The sequence below is a fragment of the Kitasatospora sp. NPDC058115 genome (genome assembly GCF_042884635.1).
In the GTDB taxonomy this organism is placed as follows: Bacteria; Actinomycetota; Actinomycetes; order Streptomycetales; family Streptomycetaceae; genus Kitasatospora.
The window spans coordinates 1-21391 of record NZ_JBHVTL010000031.1; the positions used below are offsets into that span (position 1 = coordinate 1).

The 21391-nt window shown below is 74.3% G+C and carries 17 protein-coding genes; 7 read left to right on the plus strand and 10 right to left on the minus strand.

The window, feature by feature from the left end; translation table 11 throughout:
- Positions 1-127: 127 nt before the first annotated feature.
- Together ACFVVL_RS28790 and ACFVVL_RS28795 are read right to left on the minus strand one after the other, a co-directional pair.
- Complete coding sequence (locus tag ACFVVL_RS28790; protein ID WP_387680313.1) at positions 128-580, minus strand: GNAT family N-acetyltransferase; 453 nt, start codon at positions 578-580, stop codon at positions 128-130.
- A gap of 59 nt (positions 581-639) precedes the next feature.
- Complete coding sequence (locus ACFVVL_RS28795) at positions 640-1488, minus strand: VOC family protein (RefSeq protein WP_387680316.1); 849 nt, start codon at positions 1486-1488, stop codon at positions 640-642.
- A gap of 159 nt (positions 1489-1647) precedes the next feature.
- On the opposite strand from ACFVVL_RS28795, the gene ACFVVL_RS28800 reads away from it, so the two are divergent.
- From ACFVVL_RS28800 to ACFVVL_RS28810, 3 genes are all read left to right on the plus strand, one after another.
- Positions 1648-3822, plus strand: a complete 2175-nt coding sequence (locus ACFVVL_RS28800; protein ID WP_380298088.1) for an ATP-dependent RecD-like DNA helicase — start codon at positions 1648-1650, stop codon at positions 3820-3822.
- Positions 3823-4046: 224 nt separating this feature from the next.
- Positions 4047-5336 carry a citrate synthase gene (locus ACFVVL_RS28805; RefSeq protein ID WP_380298085.1) on the plus strand — a complete coding sequence of 430 codons (1290 nt, stop codon included), beginning with the start codon at positions 4047-4049 and terminating at the stop codon, positions 5334-5336.
- A gap of 551 nt (positions 5337-5887) precedes the next feature.
- Positions 5888-6607, plus strand: coding sequence for an SDR family NAD(P)-dependent oxidoreductase (locus ACFVVL_RS28810; protein WP_380298087.1), 720 nt, complete (start codon positions 5888-5890; stop codon positions 6605-6607).
- Between the two features lie 93 nt (positions 6608-6700).
- On the opposite strand, the gene ACFVVL_RS28815 is transcribed toward ACFVVL_RS28810, so the two are convergent.
- On the minus strand, positions 6701-9025 hold the full coding sequence (locus tag ACFVVL_RS28815) for a heavy metal translocating P-type ATPase (protein WP_387680320.1): 2325 nt from the start codon (positions 9023-9025) through the stop codon (positions 6701-6703).
- 73 nt (positions 9026-9098) lie between these two features.
- Positions 9099-9317: a heavy-metal-associated domain-containing protein gene (locus ACFVVL_RS28820; protein WP_380287629.1), complete on the minus strand. Its 219-nt coding sequence runs from the start codon at positions 9315-9317 to the stop codon at positions 9099-9101.
- A 318-nt stretch (positions 9318-9635) separates the two neighbouring features.
- Here ACFVVL_RS28820 and ACFVVL_RS28825 point away from each other — a divergent pair, with 318 nt between their 5' ends.
- Positions 9636-10811 carry a PP2C family protein-serine/threonine phosphatase gene (locus tag ACFVVL_RS28825; protein WP_380287628.1) on the plus strand — a complete coding sequence of 392 codons (1176 nt, stop codon included), beginning with the start codon at positions 9636-9638 and terminating at the stop codon, positions 10809-10811.
- A gap of 18 nt (positions 10812-10829) precedes the next feature.
- Here ACFVVL_RS28825 and dhaL read toward each other — a convergent pair whose 3' ends face one another.
- Both dhaL and dhaK read right to left on the minus strand, forming a co-directional pair.
- Positions 10830-11498, minus strand: coding sequence for a dihydroxyacetone kinase subunit DhaL (dhaL, locus tag ACFVVL_RS28830; RefSeq protein ID WP_380287627.1), 669 nt, complete (start codon positions 11496-11498; stop codon positions 10830-10832).
- A 23-nt stretch (positions 11499-11521) separates the two neighbouring features.
- Entirely contained in the window at positions 11522-12517 is a 996-nt protein-coding gene (gene dhaK / locus ACFVVL_RS28835; protein ID WP_380287626.1) for a dihydroxyacetone kinase subunit DhaK, read from the minus strand.
- Positions 12518-12697: 180 nt separating this feature from the next.
- On the opposite strand from dhaK, the gene dhaM reads away from it, so the two are divergent.
- Entirely contained in the window at positions 12698-13090 is a 393-nt protein-coding gene (gene dhaM, locus ACFVVL_RS28840) for a dihydroxyacetone kinase phosphoryl donor subunit DhaM (RefSeq protein ID WP_387680325.1), read from the plus strand.
- 4 nt (positions 13091-13094) lie between these two features.
- Here dhaM and ACFVVL_RS28845 read toward each other — a convergent pair whose 3' ends face one another.
- Complete coding sequence (locus ACFVVL_RS28845; RefSeq protein ID WP_387680328.1) at positions 13095-14810, minus strand: bifunctional 3'-5' exonuclease/DNA polymerase; 1716 nt, start codon at positions 14808-14810, stop codon at positions 13095-13097.
- Between the two features lie 275 nt (positions 14811-15085).
- Between ACFVVL_RS28845 and ACFVVL_RS28850 the strand changes: the two genes are divergently transcribed.
- Positions 15086-17110, plus strand: a complete 2025-nt coding sequence (locus ACFVVL_RS28850) for a M3 family metallopeptidase (protein WP_380287623.1) — start codon at positions 15086-15088, stop codon at positions 17108-17110.
- 76 nt (positions 17111-17186) lie between these two features.
- Here ACFVVL_RS28850 and ACFVVL_RS28855 read toward each other — a convergent pair whose 3' ends face one another.
- Together ACFVVL_RS28855 and ACFVVL_RS28860 are read right to left on the minus strand one after the other, a co-directional pair.
- On the minus strand, positions 17187-18653 hold the full coding sequence (locus ACFVVL_RS28855; RefSeq protein ID WP_387680332.1) for a glycoside hydrolase family 5 protein: 1467 nt from the start codon (positions 18651-18653) through the stop codon (positions 17187-17189).
- A gap of 105 nt (positions 18654-18758) precedes the next feature.
- Complete coding sequence (locus tag ACFVVL_RS28860; protein ID WP_380287621.1) at positions 18759-19385, minus strand: TetR family transcriptional regulator; 627 nt, start codon at positions 19383-19385, stop codon at positions 18759-18761.
- Between the two features lie 125 nt (positions 19386-19510).
- Between ACFVVL_RS28860 and ACFVVL_RS28865 the strand changes: the two genes are divergently transcribed.
- Positions 19511-20728 carry an acyl-CoA dehydrogenase family protein gene (locus ACFVVL_RS28865; protein WP_387680335.1) on the plus strand — a complete coding sequence of 406 codons (1218 nt, stop codon included), beginning with the start codon at positions 19511-19513 and terminating at the stop codon, positions 20726-20728.
- A gap of 15 nt (positions 20729-20743) precedes the next feature.
- On the opposite strand, the gene ACFVVL_RS28870 is transcribed toward ACFVVL_RS28865, so the two are convergent.
- Positions 20744-21346, minus strand: coding sequence for a hypothetical protein (locus ACFVVL_RS28870; RefSeq protein ID WP_387680338.1), 603 nt, complete (start codon positions 21344-21346; stop codon positions 20744-20746).
- Between the last annotated feature and the right edge of the window lie 45 nt (positions 21347-21391).

The following is a 21391-nucleotide window of genomic DNA, read 5'->3' on the forward strand; positions in this document are numbered from 1 at the left end:
CCGGAAGCTAAGCCTCACAGCGCCGATGGTACTGCAGGGGGGACCCTGTGGGAGAGTAGGACGCCGCCGAACAAATTTTGAGAAGAACCCCCGCCAGTATTCCGGCGGGGGTTCTTCGCGTTTCCGGTCAGAGTGCGAGCTTGAATCCGACGTGCGAGGGGACGAAGCCGAGGCGCTCGTAGAAGCGGTGGGCGTCGGTCCGGGTGACGTCGGAGGTGAGCTGGACGAGTTCGGCGCCGAGTTCGCGGGAGCGGTCGACGGCCCACTGGATCAGCTCGCTGCCCAGGCCGGTGCCGCGTTCGTCGGCGTGCACGCGGACGGCCTCGATGACGGTGCGGGTGGAGCCCTTCCGGGAGAGGCCGGGGACGACGGTCAGCTGCAGGGTGGCGACGGTCCGGCCGGCGCGCTCGGCGACCACGAGGTGCTGGTGCGGGTCGGCGTCGATGCGGGCGAAGGCCGAGCGGTAGGGGGTCAGGTCGTCGGGGCTCTCGCGGGTCGCGCCCAGCGGGTCGTCGGCGAGCATGGCGACGACGGCCGGCAGATCGTCGACGGTCGCCCGGCGGATGGTCAGATCGTTCATGACCACACCCTAGGCGGCCCCTGGACGCCCGCTGGAGGCCCTCCCGGCGTGATCCGGCGTCATGTGCCCGGCGGAGCGCTGGTGATGACCGCGAAGGCGGCGCCGTGGGGGTCGACGAGCCCGCCGAGGCGGCCGACGCCGTGGACGTCCGCGGCGGGCGTCCGGACGGTGGCCCCGAGGCGTTCCGCGGTCGCGAGACGCGCGTCGACGTCCGGCACCTCGAAGTAGGGGAGCCAGTGCGAGGAGACACCGGCGGCGGTCTGCTCGGGGGCGAGCTGCACGATCCCCCCGTGGGCGTCCTCGGTGCCGCCGCCGGGCGGGGTGAGGACGGTGTACAGGAACTCGCCCATCGGGACCTCCTGCTCCTGCCAGGCGAAGACCGTGCGGTAGAAGGTCCCGGCCGCCCCGGCGTCGATGCTCCAGCACTCCGTCCAGCAGAGGCTGCCGGGCTCGGTGACGGTGTCCAGGCCGCTGACGTCGTGCGGCTGCCAGACGGCGAAGTCGGCGCCGGTGGGGTCGGTGTAGCCGGCCATCCGGCCACTGGTGAAGACGTTGAACGGGGCGAAGCGGATCAGGCCGCCGGCCTCGCGGACCAGGTCCGTGGTGCGGTCGGCGTCGAGGGTGCAGAAGTAGACGGTCCAGGCCGGGCGGGCGTGGGTGTCGGTGAACGGACCGAGCGCGGCGACCGTGCGGCCGTCCTGCCGGAAGAAGCCGTAGCCGCCCGCCTCGGGGCCGGCGGAGGCGTAGGTCCAGTCGAACACCGTGGTGTAGAAGGCGACCGAGGCCGCGGTGTCGGGGCTGGTGAGGTCGAGCCAGTCGGGGGCACCGGGGCGGTAGGCGGTGGTGAGCATGGTGCGCTGCCCTTCGACGGTGTTCCTGGCGGCTCCTGCGTCCTTCCAGCCTGGCACCCGGGCCACCGGTGTCGCACCCGGACGGTACGGTGCGTAGCGGAAGTCGTCCCGCACGGTGAAGGGGGCCCGGTGGCCAGGCAGACAGGGGCGCGGACCGCCGCCGGCGGCGGTACCGGTCAGGCGGCGGCGCCGCGGCAGCTCGCCCAGGTCGAGGGCGTGCTGGAGCGGATCACCTACGCCAACGAGGAGACCGGCTACACCGTGGCCCGGGTCGACACCGGGCGGGGCGCCAACGACCTGCTGACGGTGGTGGGCGCGCTGCTCGGCGCGCAGCCGGGGGAGTCGCTGCGGCTGCACGGGCGGTGGGGGTCGCACCCGCAGTACGGGCGGCAGTTCGTGGTGGAGAACTACACGACGGTGCTGCCGGCGACCGTGCAGGGGATCCAGCGCTACCTGGGGTCGGGGCTGATCAAGGGGATCGGGCCGCGGTTCGCCGAGCGGATCGTCGAGCGGTTCGGGGTGGACACCCTGGAGGTGATCGAGAACGAGCCGGGCCGGCTGATCGAGGTGCCGGGGCTCGGCCCGAAGCGCACGAAGAAGATCGCCGCCGCGTGGGAGGAGCAGAAGGCCATCAAGGAGGTGATGGTCTTCCTGCAGGGGGTCGGGGTCTCGACGTCGCTGGCTGTGCGGATCTACAAACAGTACGGGGACGGCTCGATCGGGGTGGTGAAGAACGAGCCGTACCGGCTGGCGTCGGACGTCTGGGGCATCGGCTTCCTCACCGCGGACCGGATCGCGCAGGCGGTGGGCATCCCGCACGACAGCCCGGAGCGGGTCAAGGCGGGCTTGCAGTACGCCCTGTCGCAGAGCAGCGACCAGGGGCACTGCTACCTGCCGGAGGAGCGGCTGATCGCGGACGGCGTGAAGCTGCTGCAGGTGGACGTGGGGCTGGTGATCGACTGTCTGGCGGAGCTGGTGGCGGTGGAGGGGGTGGTGCGCGAGCAGGTGCCGGGGGAGGGCGGCGAGCCGGTCACGGCGGTGTACCTGGTGCCGTTCCACCGGGCGGAGATCTCGCTGGCCAACCAGTTGCTGCGGTTGCTGCGGGCGGACACCGACCGGATGCCCTGGTTCGCGGACGTGGACTGGCCGGCGGCGCTGGGCTGGCTGGCGCGGGTGACGGGGGCGGAGCTGGCGGCGGAGCAGGAGCAGTCGGTGCGGCTGGCGCTGACCGAGAAGGTCGCGGTGCTGACCGGCGGGCCGGGCTGCGGCAAGTCGTTCACGGTGAAGTCGATCGTGACGCTGGCGCTGGCGAAGCGGGCGAAGGTGGTGCTGGCGGCGCCGACCGGGCGGGCGGCGAAGCGGCTGTCGGAGCTGACCGGGGTGGAGGCCTCGACGGTGCACCGGCTGCTGGAGCTGCGGCCGGGCGGGGACGCCGCGTACGACCGGGACCGGCCGCTGGACGCGGACCTGGTGGTCGTCGACGAGGCGTCGATGCTGGATCTGATCCTGGCGAACAAGCTGGTCAAGGCGGTGGCGCCGGGGGCGCACCTGTTGTTCGTGGGGGACGTGGACCAGCTGCCCTCGGTGGGCGCGGGCGAGGTGCTGCGGGACCTGCTGGCCGAGGGCGGGCCGATCCCGTCGGTGCGGCTGACCCGGATCTTCCGGCAGGCGCAGCAGTCGGGGGTGGTGACCAACGCGCACCGGATCAACGAGGGGCTGCCGCCGCTGACCGAGGGCCTGCCGGACTTCTTCCTCTTCGCGGAGGACGACGCGGAGCTCGCGGCGGGGCTGACGGTGGACGTGGTGGCGCGGCGGATCCCGCAGAGGTTCGGCTACGACGCCCGGCGGGACGTCCAGGTGCTGGCGCCGATGCACCGGGGCCCGGCCGGGGCGGGCAACCTCAACACGCTGCTGCAGGCGGCGGTGACGCCGGCCCGGGAGGGGCTGGCGGAGCGGCGGTTCGGCGGACGGACGTTCCGGGTGGGGGACAAGGTCACGCAGATCCGCAACAACTACGACAAGGGGCGGAACGGGGTCTTCAACGGCACAGTGGGAGTGGTGACGTCCCTGAGCGTGGACGACCAGCGCCTCACGGTGCTCACCGACGAGGACGAGGAGGTGCCCTACGACTTCGACGAGCTGGACGAGTTGGCGCACGCCTACGCGGTGACGATCCACCGCTCGCAGGGGAGCGAGTACCCGGTGGTGGTGATTCCCGTCACCATGTCCGCGTGGACGATGCTCCAGCGGAATCTGCTCTACACAGCGGTGACCAGGGCCCGGAAACTCGTCGTGCTGGTGGGGTCACGGAAAGCGATCGGGCAGGCGGTCCGCAGTGTCAGCGCAGGTCGGAGGCATGCCGCGCTGGACCACCGGCTTGCGTCTGGATGATTCTCCAAGGGATGGTTGCCTCTATTGTTCTCTTGACGTGAAGAGATTTACGACAGAGCCTGGTGGGGTGCCGATCTTGTCCGGTTCGTACCGGCGGCGGCGGGAGGTTTTGTAGGGGCGGGCCCTTTCGGGTCACCCCGGGTGCGCGGCTGTCCGCCGGATGGGGGATGGTAGAGACAGTCAGGGCACCTTGGAAGAGGATTCATTTCGTCGGTGAGGAAGACGTGAGCGACAACTCGGTAGTACTGCGGTACCAGGACGGCGAGTACGAGTACCCCGTCGTCGAGAGCACTGCGGGCAACGCCGGCTTCGACATCTCGAAGCTGCTCCCGCAGACCGGCCTGGTCACCCTGGACAACGGCTTCGGCAACACCGCCGCCTACAAGTCCGCGATCACCTTCGTGGACGGTGACAACGGCATCCTGCGGTATCGCGGTTACCCGATCGAGCAGCTCGCCGGCCAGGGTGACTTCATCGAGACCGCGTACCTGCTGATCAACGGCGAGCTTCCGGACGCCGGGCAGCTCGCGCAGTTCAACCGCGAGATCACCCAGCACACCCTGCTGCACGAGGACGTCAAGCGCTTCTTCCAGGGCTTCCCGCGGGACGCGCACCCGATGGCGATGCTGTCCTCGGTGGTCGGCGCGCTGTCGACGTTCTACCCGGAGAGCCACAACCCGTTCGACGCGGCCCAGCGCCACCTGTCGACGGTCCGCCTGCTGGCGAAGCTCCCGACCATCGCGGCGTACGCGTACAAGAAGGCGATGGGCCAGCCCTTCGTCTACCCGCGCAACGACCTGAGCTACGTCGAGAACTTCCTGCGGATGACCTTCGCGGTCCCGGCCGAGGACTACGAGCTCAACCCGGTCGTCGTCAACGCGCTCGACAAGCTGCTGATCCTGCACGCGGACCACGAGCAGAACTGCTCGACCTCCACCGTGCGCCTGGTCGGCTCCAGCCACGCCAACCTGTTCGCCTCGATCTCGGCGGGCATCTCGGCGCTCTGGGGCCCGCTGCACGGCGGCGCCAACCAGGCCGTCCTGGAGATGCTGGAGAGCATCCAGAAGGACGGCGGCGACGTCGACGCCTTCATCACGAAGGTCAAGAACAAGGAAGCCGGCGTCAAGCTGATGGGCTTCGGCCACCGGGTCTACAAGGCGTTCGACCCGCGTGCCGCCCAGGTCAAGCAGCTCGCCCACGAGGTGCTGAGCCAGCTCGGCAAGTCCGACGAGCTGCTCGACATCGCGCTCAAGCTGGAGGAGCACGCGCTCAAGGACGACTTCTTCGTCTCGCGCAAGCTCTACCCGAACGTGGACTTCTACACCGGCCTGATCTACCGCGCCATGGGCTTCCCGACCAGCATGTTCACCGTGCTGTTCGCCCTCGGCCGGCTGCCGGGCTGGATCGCCCACTGGCATGAGATGATCAACGACCCGACCAGCCGGATCGGCCGTCCGCGCCAGATCTACACCGGCACCGCGATCCGCGACTACGTGGAGATCGACGCCCGCTGACGCCGTGCACCCGTACTGACGTCATGCGCACGCCCTGACACCGTGCCACGAGGGCCCGGCCGCACTCCTGCGGCCGGGCCCTCGTGCTGTTCTGCGGCCGGACCGTGCGAACGTCCGGCGCACGACTCCGGGGGCGGCGGTGGACCCGGAACGGCCGCTCAAAGCGTTCCTGGTCCCGCCACACCCCGGCGTCGTGCGCGAAGGCCGCCAACCGTCGGCGACCGACCCGGGGCCCGCCGGAGCCCCGTCGGCGGCAGCGGTGGTCGTGCGTCGACGCTGTGCCGTTCGCCACGTCTCAGCCCACCGGAAAAACTGCCGCACTACCAACCTAAGACGTATCACCCTGTGAGAAGTTACGCCGGGGGGGTGTGAGCTGCCTCTCGCCACGCTCCGTGTGCGGGCGGTGCCGCCCCCATATCACACCTTCCAGCGGCCGCGACGTCACCCTCCCCGCAGTCACGGCAACCGAGCGTGATAGGAATCGTGGCATTCCGGTACGGACCGTCCCGCACCTTGGAGCGGGGCGGCGGAGCTGGGGAGGGAGTGCGCAGATGACCAGGAACGTGGTTGTCACCGGCGGTGGCACGGGGATCGGGTACGAGGTGGCACGGCGGTTCGCCGAGGCGGGCGAACAGGTCGTGATCGTCGGCCGTCGGCGAGCGGTGCTGGAGGAAGCCGCCGCGGCGCTCGGGCCGAACGTGACCCCGCTGGTCTGCGACCTCGCCGATCCGGACGCCGTGGAGGCCGCGCTGGCCGGGCTCCCGGAGCGGATCGACGTGCTGGTGAACAACGCCGGCAGCCGGGAGACCGTGATCGGTGCCGGGCCGCACGCCCTGCTGGCCCGCTGGCGCGGGGACTTCGAGCGCAATGTGCTGACCGCGGTGCTGCTCACCGAGTCGGTCCGCGACCGGCTCGCCCCGGGCTCCGGCCGGGTGGTCACCATCAGCTCGATCGCCGCCCTGCGCGGGGCCGGCTCGTACGGGGCGGCGAAGGCCTCGCTGCACGCCTGGAACCACTTCCTCGCCGCCCAGCTCGGCACCTCGGGCATCACCGCCAACATCGTGGCGCCGGGGACGGTGGCGGGCACCGAGTTCTTCGGGCCGCGGCTGGACGACGCGGAGGTCTCCCGGCGGGCGGCCCGGACGCTGCTCGGGCGGATCGGGGAGACCGGCGAGGTGGCGGCGGCGGTCCACTTCCTGGCCTCGCCGGAGGCCGGGTTCATCACCGGCGAGATCCTGCACTGCAACGGCGGCGAGCTGCTCGGCCGCTGAGCGGGCCGCGGCGGCCGGAGGGCCGGAACGCGGTGGGGCCCGTACCGCACGTGCGGTACGGGCCCCACCGCGTTCCCGGGGCGGTGCCCGGGGTCAGGCGGCCGCCCGGAAGCGGCGCAGCCGGAGGCTGTTGGTGAGCACGAAGACCGAGGAGAAGGCCATCGTGGCACCGGCGATCATCGGGTTGAGCAGGCCGCCGGCGGCCAGCGGGATCGCCGCCACGTTGTAGCCGAAGGCCCAGAAGAGGTTGCCCTTGATGGTGCCCAGGGTCCTGCGGGAGAGCCGGATGGCGTCGGCCGCCGCGCGCAGGTCGCCGCGGACCAGGGTGAGGTCGCCCGCCTCGATGGCGGCGTCGGTGCCGGTGCCCATGGCGAGTCCGAGATCGGCCTGGGCGAGCGCGGCGGCGTCGTTGACGCCGTCGCCGACCATCGCGACGATCCGGCCCTCGGCCTGGAGGGTCTCCACGGCGACGACCTTGTCCTCGGGCAGCACCTCGGCGTACACGTCCTCGGCGGGGATGCCGACCTCGGCGGCGACGGCCTCGGCGACCAGCCGGTTGTCACCGGTGAGCAGGACCGGGCGCAGGCCCAGGGCGCGCAGGTGGGCGATCGCCTCGGCGCTGGTGGGCTTGACCGCGTCGGCGACCTCCAGGACGGCCCTGGCCGCGCCGTCCCAGCCGACCGCGACGGTGGTGCGGCCGGCGGCCTCGGCGGCGCGCTTGGCCCCGGCGAGCGCGGCGGGCAGCGGCTGCCCGTGGTCGGCGAGCAGGGACTCCCGGCCGGCGACCACCGCGTGGCCGTCGACGACGCCCCGGACGCCGAGGCCGGGGACGTTCTGGAAGCCCTCGACGGGGGGCAGGGTGCCGAGGCGTTCGGCGGCGGCGGTGGCGACGGCGGCGGCGATCGGGTGCTCGGAGGCGTGCTCCAGGGCGCCGGCCAGGCGCAGCGCCTCGTCCTCGCTGACGCCCTCGATGGTGTGCACGCCGTGCAGCGCCATGCTGCCGGTGGTGACGGTGCCGGTCTTGTCCAGGACGACGGTGTCGACCCGGCGGGTGTTCTCCAGGACCTCCGGTCCCTTGATGAGGATGCCGAGCTGGGCGCCGCGGCCGGTGCCGACCATCAGGGCGGTCGGCGTGGCCAGGCCGAGGGCGCAGGGGCAGGCGATGATCAGCACGGCGACGGCGGCGGTGAACGCCTCGGTGGCGCTGTCGGCGGTCAGCAGCCAGGCGATCAGGGTGCCGAGCGCGATGAGGATCACCACGGGCACGAAGACGGCGGAGATCCGGTCGGCGAGCCGCTGGGCGGCAGCCTTGCCGCTCTGGGCGTCCTCGACGAGCTGGGCCATCCGGGCGAGCCGGGTGTCGGCGCCGACCCGGGTGGCCTCGACCACCAGGCGGCCGCCGGCGTTGACGGTGGCACCGGTGACGGTGTCGCCGACGGCGACCTCCACCGGGACGGACTCGCCGGTCAGCATCGAGGCGTCGACGGCGGAGGCGCCCTCGACGACCACGCCGTCGGTGGCGATCTTCTCGCCGGGGCGGACCACGAAGCGCGTCCCGACGGTGAGCTGCTCGACGGGCAGCCGCACCTCGTGGCCGTCGCGCAGCACGGCGACGTCCTTGGCGCCGAGGTCCAGCAGCGCGTGCAGGGCGGCCCCGGCGCGGCGCTTGGAGCGGGCCTCCAGGTAGCGGCCGAGCAGGATCAGCACGGTGACGGCGGAGGCCGTCTCCAGGTAGAGCATCGACGAGGCGTCGGTGTCGCCGACCGAGAACGAGAACTCGTGGCGCATGCCGGGCATGCCGGCGTCGCCCCAGAACAGGGCCCAGAAGGACCAGCCGAAGGCGGCCAGGGTGCCGAGCGAGACCAGGGTGTCCATGGTCGCCGCGCCGTGCTTGAGGTTGGTCCAGGCGGCGCGGTGGAAGGGCAGGCCGCCGTAGACGACGACGGGGCCGGTGAGTGCGAAGGCCAGCCACTGCCAGTTGGTGAACTGGAGGGCGGGGACCATGGACCAGAGGACCACGGGCAGGCTGAGCACGGCGCTGACGAGCAGCCGGTCGAGCAGCGGGTCGGCCGGCGCCGGCGGGCGGGCGTCGGCGGCGTCGGCGGCCTCGGCCGGGGTGGCGGGGACCGGCGGCGGGGGGAGTTCGGCGGTGTAGCCGGTGTTCTCCACGGTGGCGACGAGGTCGGCCACGGTGACGTCCGGCGAGAACTCGACCCTGGCCTTCTCGGTGGCGTAGTTGACGGTGGCCTCGACGCCGGCCATCCGGTTGAGTTTCTTCTCGACGCGTGCGGCGCAGGCGGCACAGGTCATGCCGCCGATCCGGAGTTCGACGCGCTCGCGGACCGCGGTGGGGTCCTCCTGGCCGGTGGTGGCGGTCGCCGTGTCCGGGGAGGCGGAGCCCGAGGTGGAGGTGCTCATGTGCTGATCAGCTCCTAGGGGAGGGCACGGCGGGGGCGGGGTTCGCCGGGCCCCCGCCGCGCGGCGGGGGCTCTCAGGCGGCGCGGCCGACCAGCTCGTAGCCGGCCTCGTCGACGGCGGCGCGCACCTGCTCGTCGTCCAGCGGGGCGGCGGCGGAGACGGTGACCGTGCCGGCCTTGGCGTCGGCGGACACCTCGGTCACTCCGGCGAGGGCGGAGAGCTCCTTGCTGACCGAACTCTCACAGTGTCCGCAGCTCATGCCGGTGACGGTATAGGTGATGGTGCTGGACATCGTGGCCTCCGGAAGGTCGGTACGGCCGCGAGCGTACGCCCGGGCCCGGCTGATAATCCCACCATACCCCTAAGGGGTATTCCGTAGGGGTACGGATGGTGTGGTGTGGATCGCATTCCGCTTGACGCCGGGGTGTCGCCCGGGCATCGGCCGGTGCGCGCTCCGAGAGCAGAGCGTAGGCGTCCGGCCACGCTGCGCCCGAATCCGCGCCGTGACATGGGCGGATTCGACGGGCCCGGGGGTCTCGCGGCCACGGGCGGGACGGGGGAGGCCGGGGGTGCGCGGGTGGGCGTACTGATCGTCCGTTATGTTCGATATGTGTCCCCGTTCCGCCGTGCCCAGTCGCCGTCCGTCCCGACCGGCGTCGGGCAGCCACCGGCCCGGCGGCGCAACGCGCTGCTCGCCGTCGACCTGCTCGACATCCCGTTCTGGCGACGGGCCGCCCCCGCGCTGATCGCGATCGTGCTGGTCGGGTTCGCCGACCTCTACTCCGGCCAGGACCGCTACCTCGCGCCGCTGATGACCGTCGTCCCCAGCATCGCCGCCCTCACCCTGCGCCCGCTCGAACTGCTCGGCGTCTGCTCGATCGGCCTGCTCGCCGTCTTCGGCCTCAGCCACTACGACCAGGTCGACAACCTCAACGACGTCCGCTTCCTGTGGGGCGCGATGGTCAGCTACCTGCTGCTGTCGGTGTTCTCCGCCTGGGTGGCCAGGATCCGGATGCGCAGGGCCGCGGCCTACGCGGCGGTCAGCTCCGTCGCGGAGGCCGCTCAGCGCGCCCTGCTGCGGCTGCCCGGCCCGGTCGTCGGACCGCTGCACCTCGCCGTGCGGTACGTCTCCGCCGCCGACGCGTCACGGATCGGCGGGGACCTCTACTCCGTCCTGGAGACCCCCTACGGCACCCGGGTCGCGGTCGGCGACGTGCGGGGCAAGGGGCTCGGCGCGGTGCAGACCGCCGCCGTGGTGCTCGGCGCCTTCCGCGAGGCCGCCTACGACGAGGCCGGGCTGCGCGGGGTGGCCGCCCGGATCGAGGCCAGCGTCGAGCGGCACGTGCCGGACGGCGAGTTCACCACCGCGCTGTTCGCCGAGTTCCGCCGGCCCGGCGTGGTCCAGTTGCTCCAGTACGGGCACGTGCCGCCGATCCGGGTGGACCCGGAGGGCCGGGCGCACGTCCTCGACGCGCCCGACCCGTGGGTGCCGCTCGGCCTCGGCCGGCTCGCGGCCGGTGAGCCGAGCACCTGGGACCAGTCGTTCGGCACGGACGACGTGCTGGTGCTCTGCACCGACGGCGTGATCGAGGCCAAGCACCGGCACAGCGGCGTGTTCTACCCGCTCGCCGAGCGGGTCGGCCCGCTGGTGCGCGGCGCGGCCCGCTCCGCGGCGGAGCTGGAGGCGGCGGTCGGGCGGGTCTACGCCGACCTGCTGGCGCACACCGGGGGCGAACTGCGGGACGACGCGCTGCTGCTGCTGATCACCCGCACCGACGCCGCCTAGCGCCGGCTCCCGCGCAGCTCAGGGCGCCCCGGCGGCGGGCGGGAGGGCGGCGGCGTCGGCCAGGGCGCGGAAGAGCAGGGCGGTGGAGGTGGCACCCGGGTCCTGGTGGCCGACGCTGCGCGGGCCCAGGTAGGAGGCGCGGCCCTTGCGGGCCTGCAGCGGCACGGTGTCCAGGGCGCCCCGCTCGGCGCCCCCGGCCGCGGCCGCGGCGGCCTCCGGCAGGCCCGCGCCGCCGGCCACCGCCGCCCGGTAGGCCTCCAGCGCGGGCGTCCAGGCATCGACGATGGTCTTGTCGCCCGGCTCGGCCTTGCCGAGATCCCGCACCGCGCGCAGTCCGGCCGCCAGTGCCTCGCCGAGCGCGGCCGCGTCGGCGGGTGCCCCGCCGGGCTGCGGCAGCGCGGCGCCGATCGCCCGGAACGCCTTGCCGTAGAGCGGGCCGGAGGCGCCGCCGACCTTGGAGATCAGCGTGGTGCCGGTCTTCGTCAGCAGCGCGCCGGGACCGGCGGGGGCCGGGGCGTCCGGCGCGTCCAGGGCGGCCAGCACGGCGGTGAAGCCGCGCCGCAGGTTGCTGCCGTGGTCGCCGTCGCCGATCGCGGAGTCCAGCTCGGTGAGCCGCCCGTGCTCCTTCTCGACCGCGGCGGCCAGCGCGCGGACCCAGGCCTCGGCGAGGCGGGTGTCGACGTCCATGTCGGGTACTCCTGTTCCGCGGGTCAGGCGCGCTTGAGGGCGGGGGTGTCCACCGGGGCGTCCCACAGCTCCAGCAGCTGGCCGTCGGCCTTGGTGAGGGTGAGCGAGAAACCGGCCATGTCCAGGCTGGTCACGTAGTTGCCGACCAGGCTGCGGGCCACCGTGATGCCGCGCTCGGCCAGCCGGGCGGAGACCTCGCCGAAGACGATGTACAGCTCCATCAGCGGCGTCGCGCCCAGCCCGTTGACCAGCGCGATCACCTCGTCGCCGGCGGTCAGGTGGTGGTCGGTGAGGATCGTCCCGACCACCTCGGCGACCAGCTCCCGGGCCGGGCGCAAGCGCTCCCGGCGGCGGCCCGGCTCGCCGTGGATGCCGACGCCCACCTCGATCTCGTCCTCGGCCAGCTCGAAGCCGGGCTTGCCCGCGGCCGGGACGGTCGCCGCGCTCAGCGCGATCGCGAACGAGCGGGAGGCCGCGTTCACCCGCTCGCCGAGGGCGGCCACCTCGTCCAGCGAGGCGCCGCGCTCGGCCAGCGCGCCCGCGATCTTCTCCACCGGCACCGTCGCGCCGGTGCCGCGCCGCCCGGCCGTCCAGGTGGAGTCCTCGACCGCGACGTCGTCGTTGACCAGCACCGTGCGGACCTCGATGCCCTCCTCGGCGGCCAGCTCCGCGGCGAGCTCGAAGTTCATCACGTCGCCGGTGTAGTTCTTGACGACGAACACCACGCCGGCGCCGGAGTCCACGGCCTTGGCGGCGGCCAGCATCTGGTCCGGGACGGGGGAGGTGAACACCTCGCCGGGGCAGGCCGCGTCCAGCATGCCGGGCCCCACGAAGCCGCCGTGCAGCGGTTCGTGCCCCGACCCGCCGCCGGACACCAGCGCCACCTTCGGCGCGGCCGGCCGCACGGCCCTGGTGATGACCCGGCCGGCGATGTCCACCGCCAGTTCCGGATGGGCGGCGGCCACTCCGGCCAGCGCGTCCTCCAGGACGCTCTCCGCGGCGTTGATGAGCTTCTTCACGGCGTACGCGCTCCCCTCGGCAGACGGTGCTGACCCGACGCTACGCCAGACGGGGACCCCGGGCACGGAATCCGACACGCCGGCCGCGGCGGCCCACCCGGGCGGCGCGCGCACGCCCGGGGCGTGTCCCGGGGAGCCGCCCGGGGCCGTGCCGCCGGGGCACGGCCTAAGGTCGGGGGCATGAGTGGACACGTGGGCATCGTTCTGGTCTCGCACAGCGCGGCGCTGGCCGGCGGGTTGAAGGACCTGCTGGCGGAGCTCGCCTCGCCGGAGGTGCGGGTGGTGGTGGCCGCCGGGACGGAGGAGGGCGGGCTCGGGACCAGCTACGAGCTGATCGCCCGGGCCGTCGTGGCGGCGGACGGCGGGGCGGGCGTCGCGGTGCTGCCGGACCTCGGGAGCTCGGTGCTGACGGCGGTGACCGTGCTGGAGGACGAGCCGCGCCCCGGCGTGGTGCTGGTCGACGCGCCGTTCGTGGAGGGGGCGGTGGCCGCCGCGGTGACCGCCTCGACCGGCGCGGCGCTGGCCGAGGTGGTGGCGGCGGCCGAGGAGGCGCGCGGCTTCCGCAAGCTCTGAGGGCTCACTTGGCGTCGGCGTAGCACTCCACCACGGCGGTGGAGAGCGGGAACCGCACCGGGGTGTCGCCGAAGACCAGCCGGCGGGCCTCGTCGGCCGCCGCGGAGACCGCCGACGCCACCTCCTCGGCGTGGTTGGCCGGGGTGTGCACCATCACCTCGTCGTGCTGGAAGAACACCAGGTGCGGGCGGTCGGCCGGGGCGGCCACCGGGATCTCGCCGAGCCGGCGGCGCAGCGCGGCCAGCAGGGCGAGGGCCCAGTCGGCGGCGCTGGCCTGGATGACGAAGTTGCGGGTGAACCGGCCCCGGGCGCGGGCCGAGCGGCCGCCGGCGTCGCCCGCCGTCTCGGGTGCCTCGGTGAGGTCCAGGAAGTCGGCCGAGGCGGGCGGGCAGGGGCGGCCCAGCCGGGAGGCGACCACGCCGCCGTCCTCGCCGGTGCGGGCGGCCGCCTCGACGTAGCCCATCGCGGCCGGGTAGCGGCTGCGCAGGGTGGCCAGCAGGGGGCCGATGTCGCCGCTGGTCTGGCCGTACATCGCGCCGAGCAGGCCGAGCTTCGCCTTGTCGCGGTCGCCGTGGAAGGCGGTGGCGGCCAGTGCCTCGTAGAGGTCGCCGCCGGCGGCGGTGCGGGCCAGCCCGGCGTCCTGGGAGAGCGCGGCGAGCACACGCGGCTCCAGCTGGGCGGCGTCGGCGACCACCAGCAGCCAGCCCGGGTCGGCGACCACGGCGCGGCGCAGGATGCGCGGGATCTGCAGCGCGCCGCCGCCCCGGCTGGCCCAGCGGCCGGAGACCACGCCGCCGACCACGTACTCGGGGCGGAACCGGCCGCCGCGCGCCCAGGCGTCCTGCCAGGCCCAGCCGTGCGCGACGTGGATCCGGGACAGCTCCTTGTAGCGGACCAGCAGCCGGGCCGCCGGGTGGTCGACGGTCTTCAGCTCCCAGGAGCGGGTGGAGGCGAGCGGGATGCCGGCGTCGGCGAAGGCGCGCAGCACCTGGCTGTGCGAGTCGGGGTTGAACGGGCGCCCGCCGAGCGCCCGCTGGAGCTCGACGGCGAGTTCGGCGAGCAGGCGCGGCTGGGTGCCGGGGACGCTGGGGCGGGGGCCGAGCAGTTCGGTGAGCAGCCGGTCGTGGACGTCGACGCGCCAGGGCAGGCCGTCGTGGGCCATCTCGGCGGCGGCCAGCGCGCCGGCCGACTCGGCGGCGGCCAGCAGCCGGAACCGGGCGCGGGCGGCCGGGTCGGCGATCGCGGCGAGCCGGCGCTGCTGCTCGGCGTGGACGGCGACGACCGCGGCCAGCGGGTCGGTGCCGGGCGGCAGCTGGAGCCGGTCGGGGGCGAACAGGGTGTCCTGGCCGTCACCGGCCTCGGCGGAGCCGGGCTCGGGGAGGTCGGCGGGCACGGGCAGGCCGCGCAGCCGGGCCCAGCCGGCGCCGAGCGAGCGCGGGGCGCCGAAGCGGCCCTCGTGGGCGAGCAGCAGCGCCTCGACCAGCCGCAGGTCGTGGCAGCGGGCGAGCCGGTCGGGCAGCCGGGGGAGCAGCGGCGCGTACCCGGAGTCGGCGGCGGCCCACACCCACCGGGGGTGCTCGGCGGCCTCCCGGGCGGCGACGGCGGCGGCGAGGTCGGCGGCGGGTTCGGGCGGGCCGAGCGGGGCACCGGCGTCGTCGAGCGGCTGGAGCCGGCCGCCGGGGCCGTGCGGATCCGGGGCGAGGGCGATCCGGGGTGCCACGAGGGGCTCCTCCTCTCGTCTTGACTGCGGTGGTGCTGCGGGCGGGCCGGCGACGGACCGCGGGCGGGACCGCGGGTCGGACGGTGGTGCGGGCGTCGGCGCGGGCGTCGGCGCGGGCCGGGCCGTCCGGGGGCGTACGGTCGGCCGCCGACGACGGTAGCGGGAGGGTACGACAACCGGAGCCGCGCCGTCCGGGGGCGTGCCGCCGCAGGCGCGCCGGACCGTGGGGCGAAAGGGTGTGGGCAGTGCCGGTGACAGCGCGTAAGGTCGGCGAAATGACCGAGAACCCGTTCTTCAGGCCCAGCACCCTGGCCTACGAACTGCCGCCGTTCGCCGAGATCCGGCCGGAACACTACCTGCCCGCCTTCGAGCGCGGGATGGCCGAGCAGCTCGCCGAGATCGCGGCGATCACCGCCGACCCGCAGCCGCCGACGGTCGAGAACACCCTGGTCGCGCTGGAGCGCTCGGGCAGGCTGCTGCACCGGGTCAAGGTGGTCTTCGAGAACCACTCCGCCGCCGACACCACCCCCGAGGTCGACCGGATCGACGCCGAGATCAGCCCCCGGCTGGCCGCGCACCGGGACGCGATCCACCTGGACGCCGCGCTGTTCGCCCGGATCGAGGAGCTGCACGCCGGCCGCGACGCGCTGGAGCTGGACCCGCAGACGCTGCGGCTGCTGGAGCGCCGGCACACCGCGTTCGTCCGGGCCGGCGCCCGGCTGGGCGCCGGGGAGCAGGACCGGCTGCGCGCGATCAACACCGAACTGGCCGCCGCCTCCTCGGAGTTCCGGCAGAACGTGTCCGCCGACTCGCAGGCCCGGGCGCTGGTGCTGGACTCCGCCGAGCAGCTGGCCGGCCTCTCGGCCGACGCGATCGCGGCCGCCGCCGAGAACGGCCGGGCGCTCGGGCGGCCGGGCACCTACGTGCTGAGCCTGAAGAACTTCTCCAACCAGACCGAACTCGCCTCCCTCACCGACCGCTCGGTGCGCGAGCGGCTGCTCGCGGCCTCGCTCGACCGCGCCGCCGACACCAACGGCCCGCTGGCGATCCGGATGGCCGCGCTGCGCGCCGAGCGCGCCCGGCTGCTCGGCCACGACACCCACGCCGCCCAGGTGGTGGCCGACGAGACGGCCGGCACCGTCGAGGCGGTGGACGCGCTGCTCGCCCGGCTGGTGCCCCCGGCCGTGGCCAACGCCCGCCGGGAGGCCGCCGAGCTGGCCAAGCTCGCCGCGGCCGACGGCGTCGAGGAGATCGCCGCGCACGACTGGGCGTACTACTCGGAGCAGGTCCGCCAGGCCTCCTACCAGGTGGACGCGGCGGCGCTGCGCCCCTACTTCGAGCTGGAGCGGGTGCTGCGGGACGGCGTGTTCTTCGCCGCCAACCTGGCCTACGGGGTGACCTTCACCGAGCGCCCGGACCTCGTCGGCTACCACCCGGACACCCGGGTCTTCGAGGTGTTCGACGCCGACGGCTCCGGGCTGGGCCTGTTCCTCGGCGACTTCCACGCCCGGGCGTCCAAGCGCGGCGGTGCCTGGATGGACGAACTGGTCACCCAGTCGCAGCTGCTGGGGCAGCGGCCGGTGGTCTACAACAACCTGAACATCGCCAAGCCGGCTCCGGGCGAGCCGGTGCTGCTCTCCTGGGACGAGGTCCGCACCCTGTTCCACGAGTTCGGGCACGCGCTGCACGGGCTCTTCTCGGACGTCCGCCACCCGTACCTGGCGGGCACGGCCGTGCCGCGGGACTTCGTGGAGTTCCCCTCGCAGGTCAACGAGATGTGGATGGTGTGGCCGGAGGTGCTGGCCAACTACGCCCGGCACCACGAGACGGGCGAGCCGCTGCCGGCCGGGCTGGTGGAGCGGATGGAGGCCGCGGAGTCCTTCGGGCAGGGCTTCCGGACCGTCGAGTACCTGGCGGCGGCGCTGCTGGACTGGGCCTGGCACACCCTGCCGGAGGGCCGGGAGGTCACGGACGCCCGGGAGTTCGAGGCGGCGGCGCTGGAGAAGGCCGGCCTGGCGGTGGCGGCGATCCCGCCGCGCTACCGGACCACCTACTTCGGCCACATCTTCGCGGGCGGGTACAGCGCGGGCTACTACGCGTACATCTGGTCGGAGGTGCTGGACGCCGACACGGTGGAGTGGTTCAAGGGCAACGGCCGCGGCGTGCGGGAGAGCGGCGAGGTGTTCCGCCGCGAGCTGCTGGCCCGCGGCGACAGCCGGGACGCGCTGGACTCCTTCCGCGCGGTGGTCGGGCGCGACCCCGGGACCGGGCCGCTGCTGGCCCGTCGCGGGCTGCTGTAGCGGCCGGAAGGGCCCGGCGGCGTCGCGGACGCCGCCCGGGCCCCGGTGCCGGCGGCGGTCCGCCGGCGGGCTGCGGTCAGCGGGGTTCGACGGTGACGGTGACCGGGGTGCCCGGGCGGGCGTGCGGGAGCCGGACGCGGAGCCGTCCGGCGTGCTCGGCGTCCGGCTGGTCGAGGTCGGTGCGGGCGCCGGCCGGGCGGACGGTGACCCGCGCCCCGGCGGGGAACGCGGCGGCCGGCAGGGCGAGTTCGGTGGTACGGCCGGTGCCGTCGGCCTGCCACCCGACGGTGTGCCGGGTGCCGTCCGCGGTGGTGCGGACGGCGGTGCCGGCGACCGCGACCGGGTACGGGCCGAAGGCCGGCTCGGCGCCCGGGGCGGGCCGCCCGGCGGGGTCGAGCACGCAGTAGCCGCCGTTGCCCCGGCACCAGTACCACATCGTCCAGCCGCCCGCGAAGCCGTCCATGGCCTCGACCTGGCGGCGCACCAGCAGGGTGTTGCCGGGCCGGCGGGAGTCCGGCGGGCCCCATTCGCCGACCAGCACCGGCAGCCGGTGGGCGGCGGGGTAGCCGGTGACGGCGGCGGTGTAGCGCTCGACGAAGCCGCCGGACGGGTCCCAGTCGGCCCCGGACTCGACCGCGGTGTCGTAGAAGTGCGGTGCGTAGCCGATCCGGGGCGCGCCCGGGCGGGGGTCGGTGAAGCCGGGCAGCCGGGTGGGCACGCCCTGGCCGACCAGCACCGTCGGTTCGACGAACAGCCAGGCGCGGTCGTCCGCCCGGCGCACGGCGGCGATCAGCCGGCGGTACATGGCGGCGAGCCGGCCCTGCTCCAGTTCGGCGGCGGCGCGCGCCAGCACCTCCGGGTCGGCCGGGTCGCCGTCCAGCGGGCCGAACGGCTCGTTGAACAGGTCGTAGCCCAGCAGGGAGCGGTGGCCGCGCAGTTCGCGGGCCAGCCGGGTGTAGAAGCCGGCCTGCGCGGCGCGCAGGTCGGGGTCGTCGTAGAGGTGCCGGAAGGCGGCCTGGACGGCGGGCTGGAAGTAGCCGGCGAACCAGTCGTCGGGGTCGGCCTCGAACGGCAGGCCGTCGTCCCGGGTGGCCCAGGGCGGGATGCCGTTGGTGCCGCCGCCGAACCGGGGGCCGTAGACGTCCTGGTGGAAGTCGACCAGGACCAGCAGGCCGTGGCGGTCGGCCCGGTCGAGGAGCCCGTGCAGCCGGCGCAGCTCGCCGGGGTCCAGGCGGCCGGGGGTGGGCTCCAGCCTGGTCCAGGAGACGGGCAGGCGGATCAGGGTGAAGCCCTGCGCGGCGATCGACCTGACGTCCTGTTCGGTGGCCTCGGCGTACTTGTCGAGGTTGAAGCCGCGCAGCCGGAGCCGGCGGCCGGAGGCGTCGGTGAGGTCGGTGCGGCCGTCCGGGTCGGTGGCGGTGCCGGTGGGGAACGCCGGTGCGGGGGACGCGGGCCGGGACGGGGGCTGGGCCCGGGCGGGCCCGGCGGGCAGGGCGAGGGCGGCGGCGAGCAGGAGGGTGGCGGCGGTGCGGCGCGGACGCATCGGGACCTCCGGGGCGGGCGGGGGTGGGGCCCGATGATGCCGGGGCGGGCGCGTCCGCCACAAGACGGCGGTGCGCGGCGGTCGGCGGGGGTCCGCCGGCGGTCCTCAGTCGGCGGGCTCCGGCGCGGGGCCGGCCGGCAGCACGGCGGTCGGCAGGTCGGCGGCGGCGGCCAGCCGGCCCCAGAGCAGGTCGGCGAGGGCCTGGACCATCCGGGTGCGCGAACAGGGCCGGGACTCCAGCCACCAGTCGCCGGCCGCCAGCACCATGCCGGTGATGGCCCGGCCCCAGGCCTCGGCGAGCAGTTCGCGGTCGGCGCCGAGGTCGATCTGGTCGGCGACGGCCCGGGTGATCTCCTCGGCGATCTGCTGGAGCGCCGGGGCGAGCGCGTGGCCGGCGCCGCTCGGGTCGCCCGGTTCGGGGTGGGTGAGCAGCCGGTAGACCTGCGGGCGGGCCTCGATCCCGGCGAGGTAGGTGTCCAGCACGTGTTCGACCCGGTCGCGGCGTTCCAGGGGCTCGGCGAGGGCGGCCCGGACGGCGGCCAGCAGGCCGCCGGTGTGACGTTCGGTCAGGGCCCGCACCAGGCCGTTCCGGTCGCCGAAGTGCCGGTAGAGGATCGGCTTGGTGATGCCGGCCTCGGCGGCGATCGCGTTCATGCTGGCGCCGGGGCCCTCGCGCTGGACGACCCGGTCGGCGGCGTTGAGCAGCTGTTCCCGGCGGGGCTCTGGATCCATGCGCGGTTCCCTCGTTTCGTGCGGCTGGGGGCGTTGACACCGGTTACCAAGCAGTAGCAGACTCCGACGATGTTACCGGTGGTAACACCCCGGTCGGTCGCACCCTTCTTCGGAGGCCCCCACCCATGAGCACCTTCTCCCTGGACCCGGGACCGGACCAGCTCGCCGTCCGCGACTGGCTGCACGGCTTCGCCGCCGATGTGATGCGGCCCGCCGCCGCGGAGTGGGACGAGCGCGAGGAGACCCCCTGGCCGGTCATCCAGGAGGCCGCCAAGCTCGGCATCTACTCGCTCGACTTCTACGCCCAGCAGTACTTCGACCCCTCCGGCGTGGGCATCCCGATCGCCATGGAGGAACTGTTCTGGGGCGACGCCGGCATCGGCCTGTCCATCGTGGGCACCACCCTCGCCGCCGTCGCCGTGCTCGCCAACGGCACCGACGAGCAGATCGGCACCTGGGCGCCGCAGATGTTCGGCACCCCCGAGGACGTCAAGGTCGCCGCGTTCTGCTCCTCCGAGCCGGACGCCGGTTCGGACGTCTCCGCGCTGCGCACCCGGGCCGTCCACGACGAGGCCACCGGCGAGTGGGTGCTGAACGGCACCAAGACCTGGGCCACCAACGGCGGGATCGCGGCGGTCCACGTGGTCGTCGCCACCGTCGACCCGGCGCTCGGCGCGCGCGGGCAGGCGTCCTTCGTGGTGCCGCCGGGCACGCCGGGCCTGAGCCAGGGCCAGAAGTTCAAGAAGCACGGCATCCGCGCCTCGCACACCGCCGAGGTGGTGCTGGACGGCGTCCGGGTGCCCGGCCACTGCCTGCTCGGCGGCAAGGAGAAGCTGGACGAGCGCCTGGCGCGGGCCCGCGAGGGCGTCCGCAGGAGCGGGCGGAACGCCGCGATGGCCACCTTCGAGGCCTCCCGGCCGGCCGTCGGCGCGCAGGCGATCGGCATCGCCCGGGCCGCGTACGAGGTGGCGCTCGACTACGCCGGGACCCGGGTGCAGTTCGGCCGCCCGATCATCGACAACCAGGGCGTGGCCTTCCAGCTGGCCGACATGAAGACCCGGATCGACGCGGCCCGGCTGCTGGTCTGGCGGGCCTCCTGGATGGCCGCCACCCAGCAGCCGTTCACCTCGGCCGAGGGCTCGATGTCCAAGCTCTACGCCGGGGAGACCGCCAAGTGGGTCACCGCGCAGGCGATGCAGATCCTGGGCGGCAACGGCTTCACCCGGGAGTACCCGGTCGAGCGGATGCACCGGGACAGCGCGATCTACTCGATCTTCGAGGGCACCAGCGAGATCCAGCGGCTGGTCATCGCCCGGGCCATCTCGGGGGTGCCGATCCGCTGACGGCTCCGGATCCCGCTAGCGGGCGGCCCAGAAGGTGAGACCGGCCGCGAGGGCGCCCACCGCCGTGCCGACGACCGTCTGCGCGGCGGTGTGGTCCCGCAGCACCACCCGGGACCAGCCGATCACCGCGACCGGCGGGTACAGCAGCAGCCACCACGGACCGAGCGCGACGGCCAGGCAGACCACCGCGCCGCTCGCCACGGCGGTGTGCACGGAGACCTTCCACCAGGCGGTGATCACCAGGATCGGGACCAGCGAGGCGAACATCGCCAGCACCACCGCGGTGAGGTCGCGCGGCGCGTGCGCCAGGAGCATCCCGGCGAATCCGGCCGCGACCGAGACCATGATGAGCGGGAAGAGCGTCAGACGCCGCCGGCGGTTGCCGACGTGCCGGTCGTCCACGGTGCCCCGGCGCATCCCGAACCGGATGAGCAGGGTCGGGATCACGGCCGTGAACAGGGCCGCGAACACCGCCCAGGCGAGGCCCCGCCAGCCGTAGCGGGCCCCGCCGAGCAGGAGCAGCATCGCGATGATGACGTTCTTCGGCTCCAGGCCGTCGGTGATCCGGCGGGCCCAGGGTGCCGCGGGCGTGGGGACGGTCATCGCGTGCTGCTCCAAGGGGACGGCTCCATCGGCGGATCGGTCGTATTCGATCGCGTGATC

Coding starts and splice junctions, on each gene's coding strand:
- ACFVVL_RS28810 (WP_380298087.1), top strand. CDS start 5,888: ATGACCAGGAACGTGGTTGTCACCGGCGGTGGCACGGGGATCGGGTAC.
- dhaM (WP_387680325.1), top strand. CDS start 12,698: ATGAGTGGACACGTGGGCATCGTTCTGGTCTCGCACAGCGCGGCGCTG.
- ACFVVL_RS28855 (WP_387680332.1), bottom strand. CDS start 18,653: ATGCGTCCGCGCCGCACCGCCGCCACCCTCCTGCTCGCCGCCGCCCTC.
- ACFVVL_RS28820 (WP_380287629.1), bottom strand. CDS start 9,317: ATGTCCAGCACCATCACCTATACCGTCACCGGCATGAGCTGCGGACAC.
- ACFVVL_RS28860 (WP_380287621.1), bottom strand. CDS start 19,385: ATGGATCCAGAGCCCCGCCGGGAACAGCTGCTCAACGCCGCCGACCGG.
- ACFVVL_RS28850 (WP_380287623.1), top strand. CDS start 15,086: ATGACCGAGAACCCGTTCTTCAGGCCCAGCACCCTGGCCTACGAACTG.
- ACFVVL_RS28865 (WP_387680335.1), top strand. CDS start 19,511: ATGAGCACCTTCTCCCTGGACCCGGGACCGGACCAGCTCGCCGTCCGC.
- ACFVVL_RS28815 (WP_387680320.1), bottom strand. CDS start 9,025: ATGAGCACCTCCACCTCGGGCTCCGCCTCCCCGGACACGGCGACCGCC.
- dhaL (WP_380287627.1), bottom strand. CDS start 11,498: ATGGACGTCGACACCCGCCTCGCCGAGGCCTGGGTCCGCGCGCTGGCC.
- ACFVVL_RS28790 (WP_387680313.1), bottom strand. CDS start 580: ATGAACGATCTGACCATCCGCCGGGCGACCGTCGACGATCTGCCGGCC.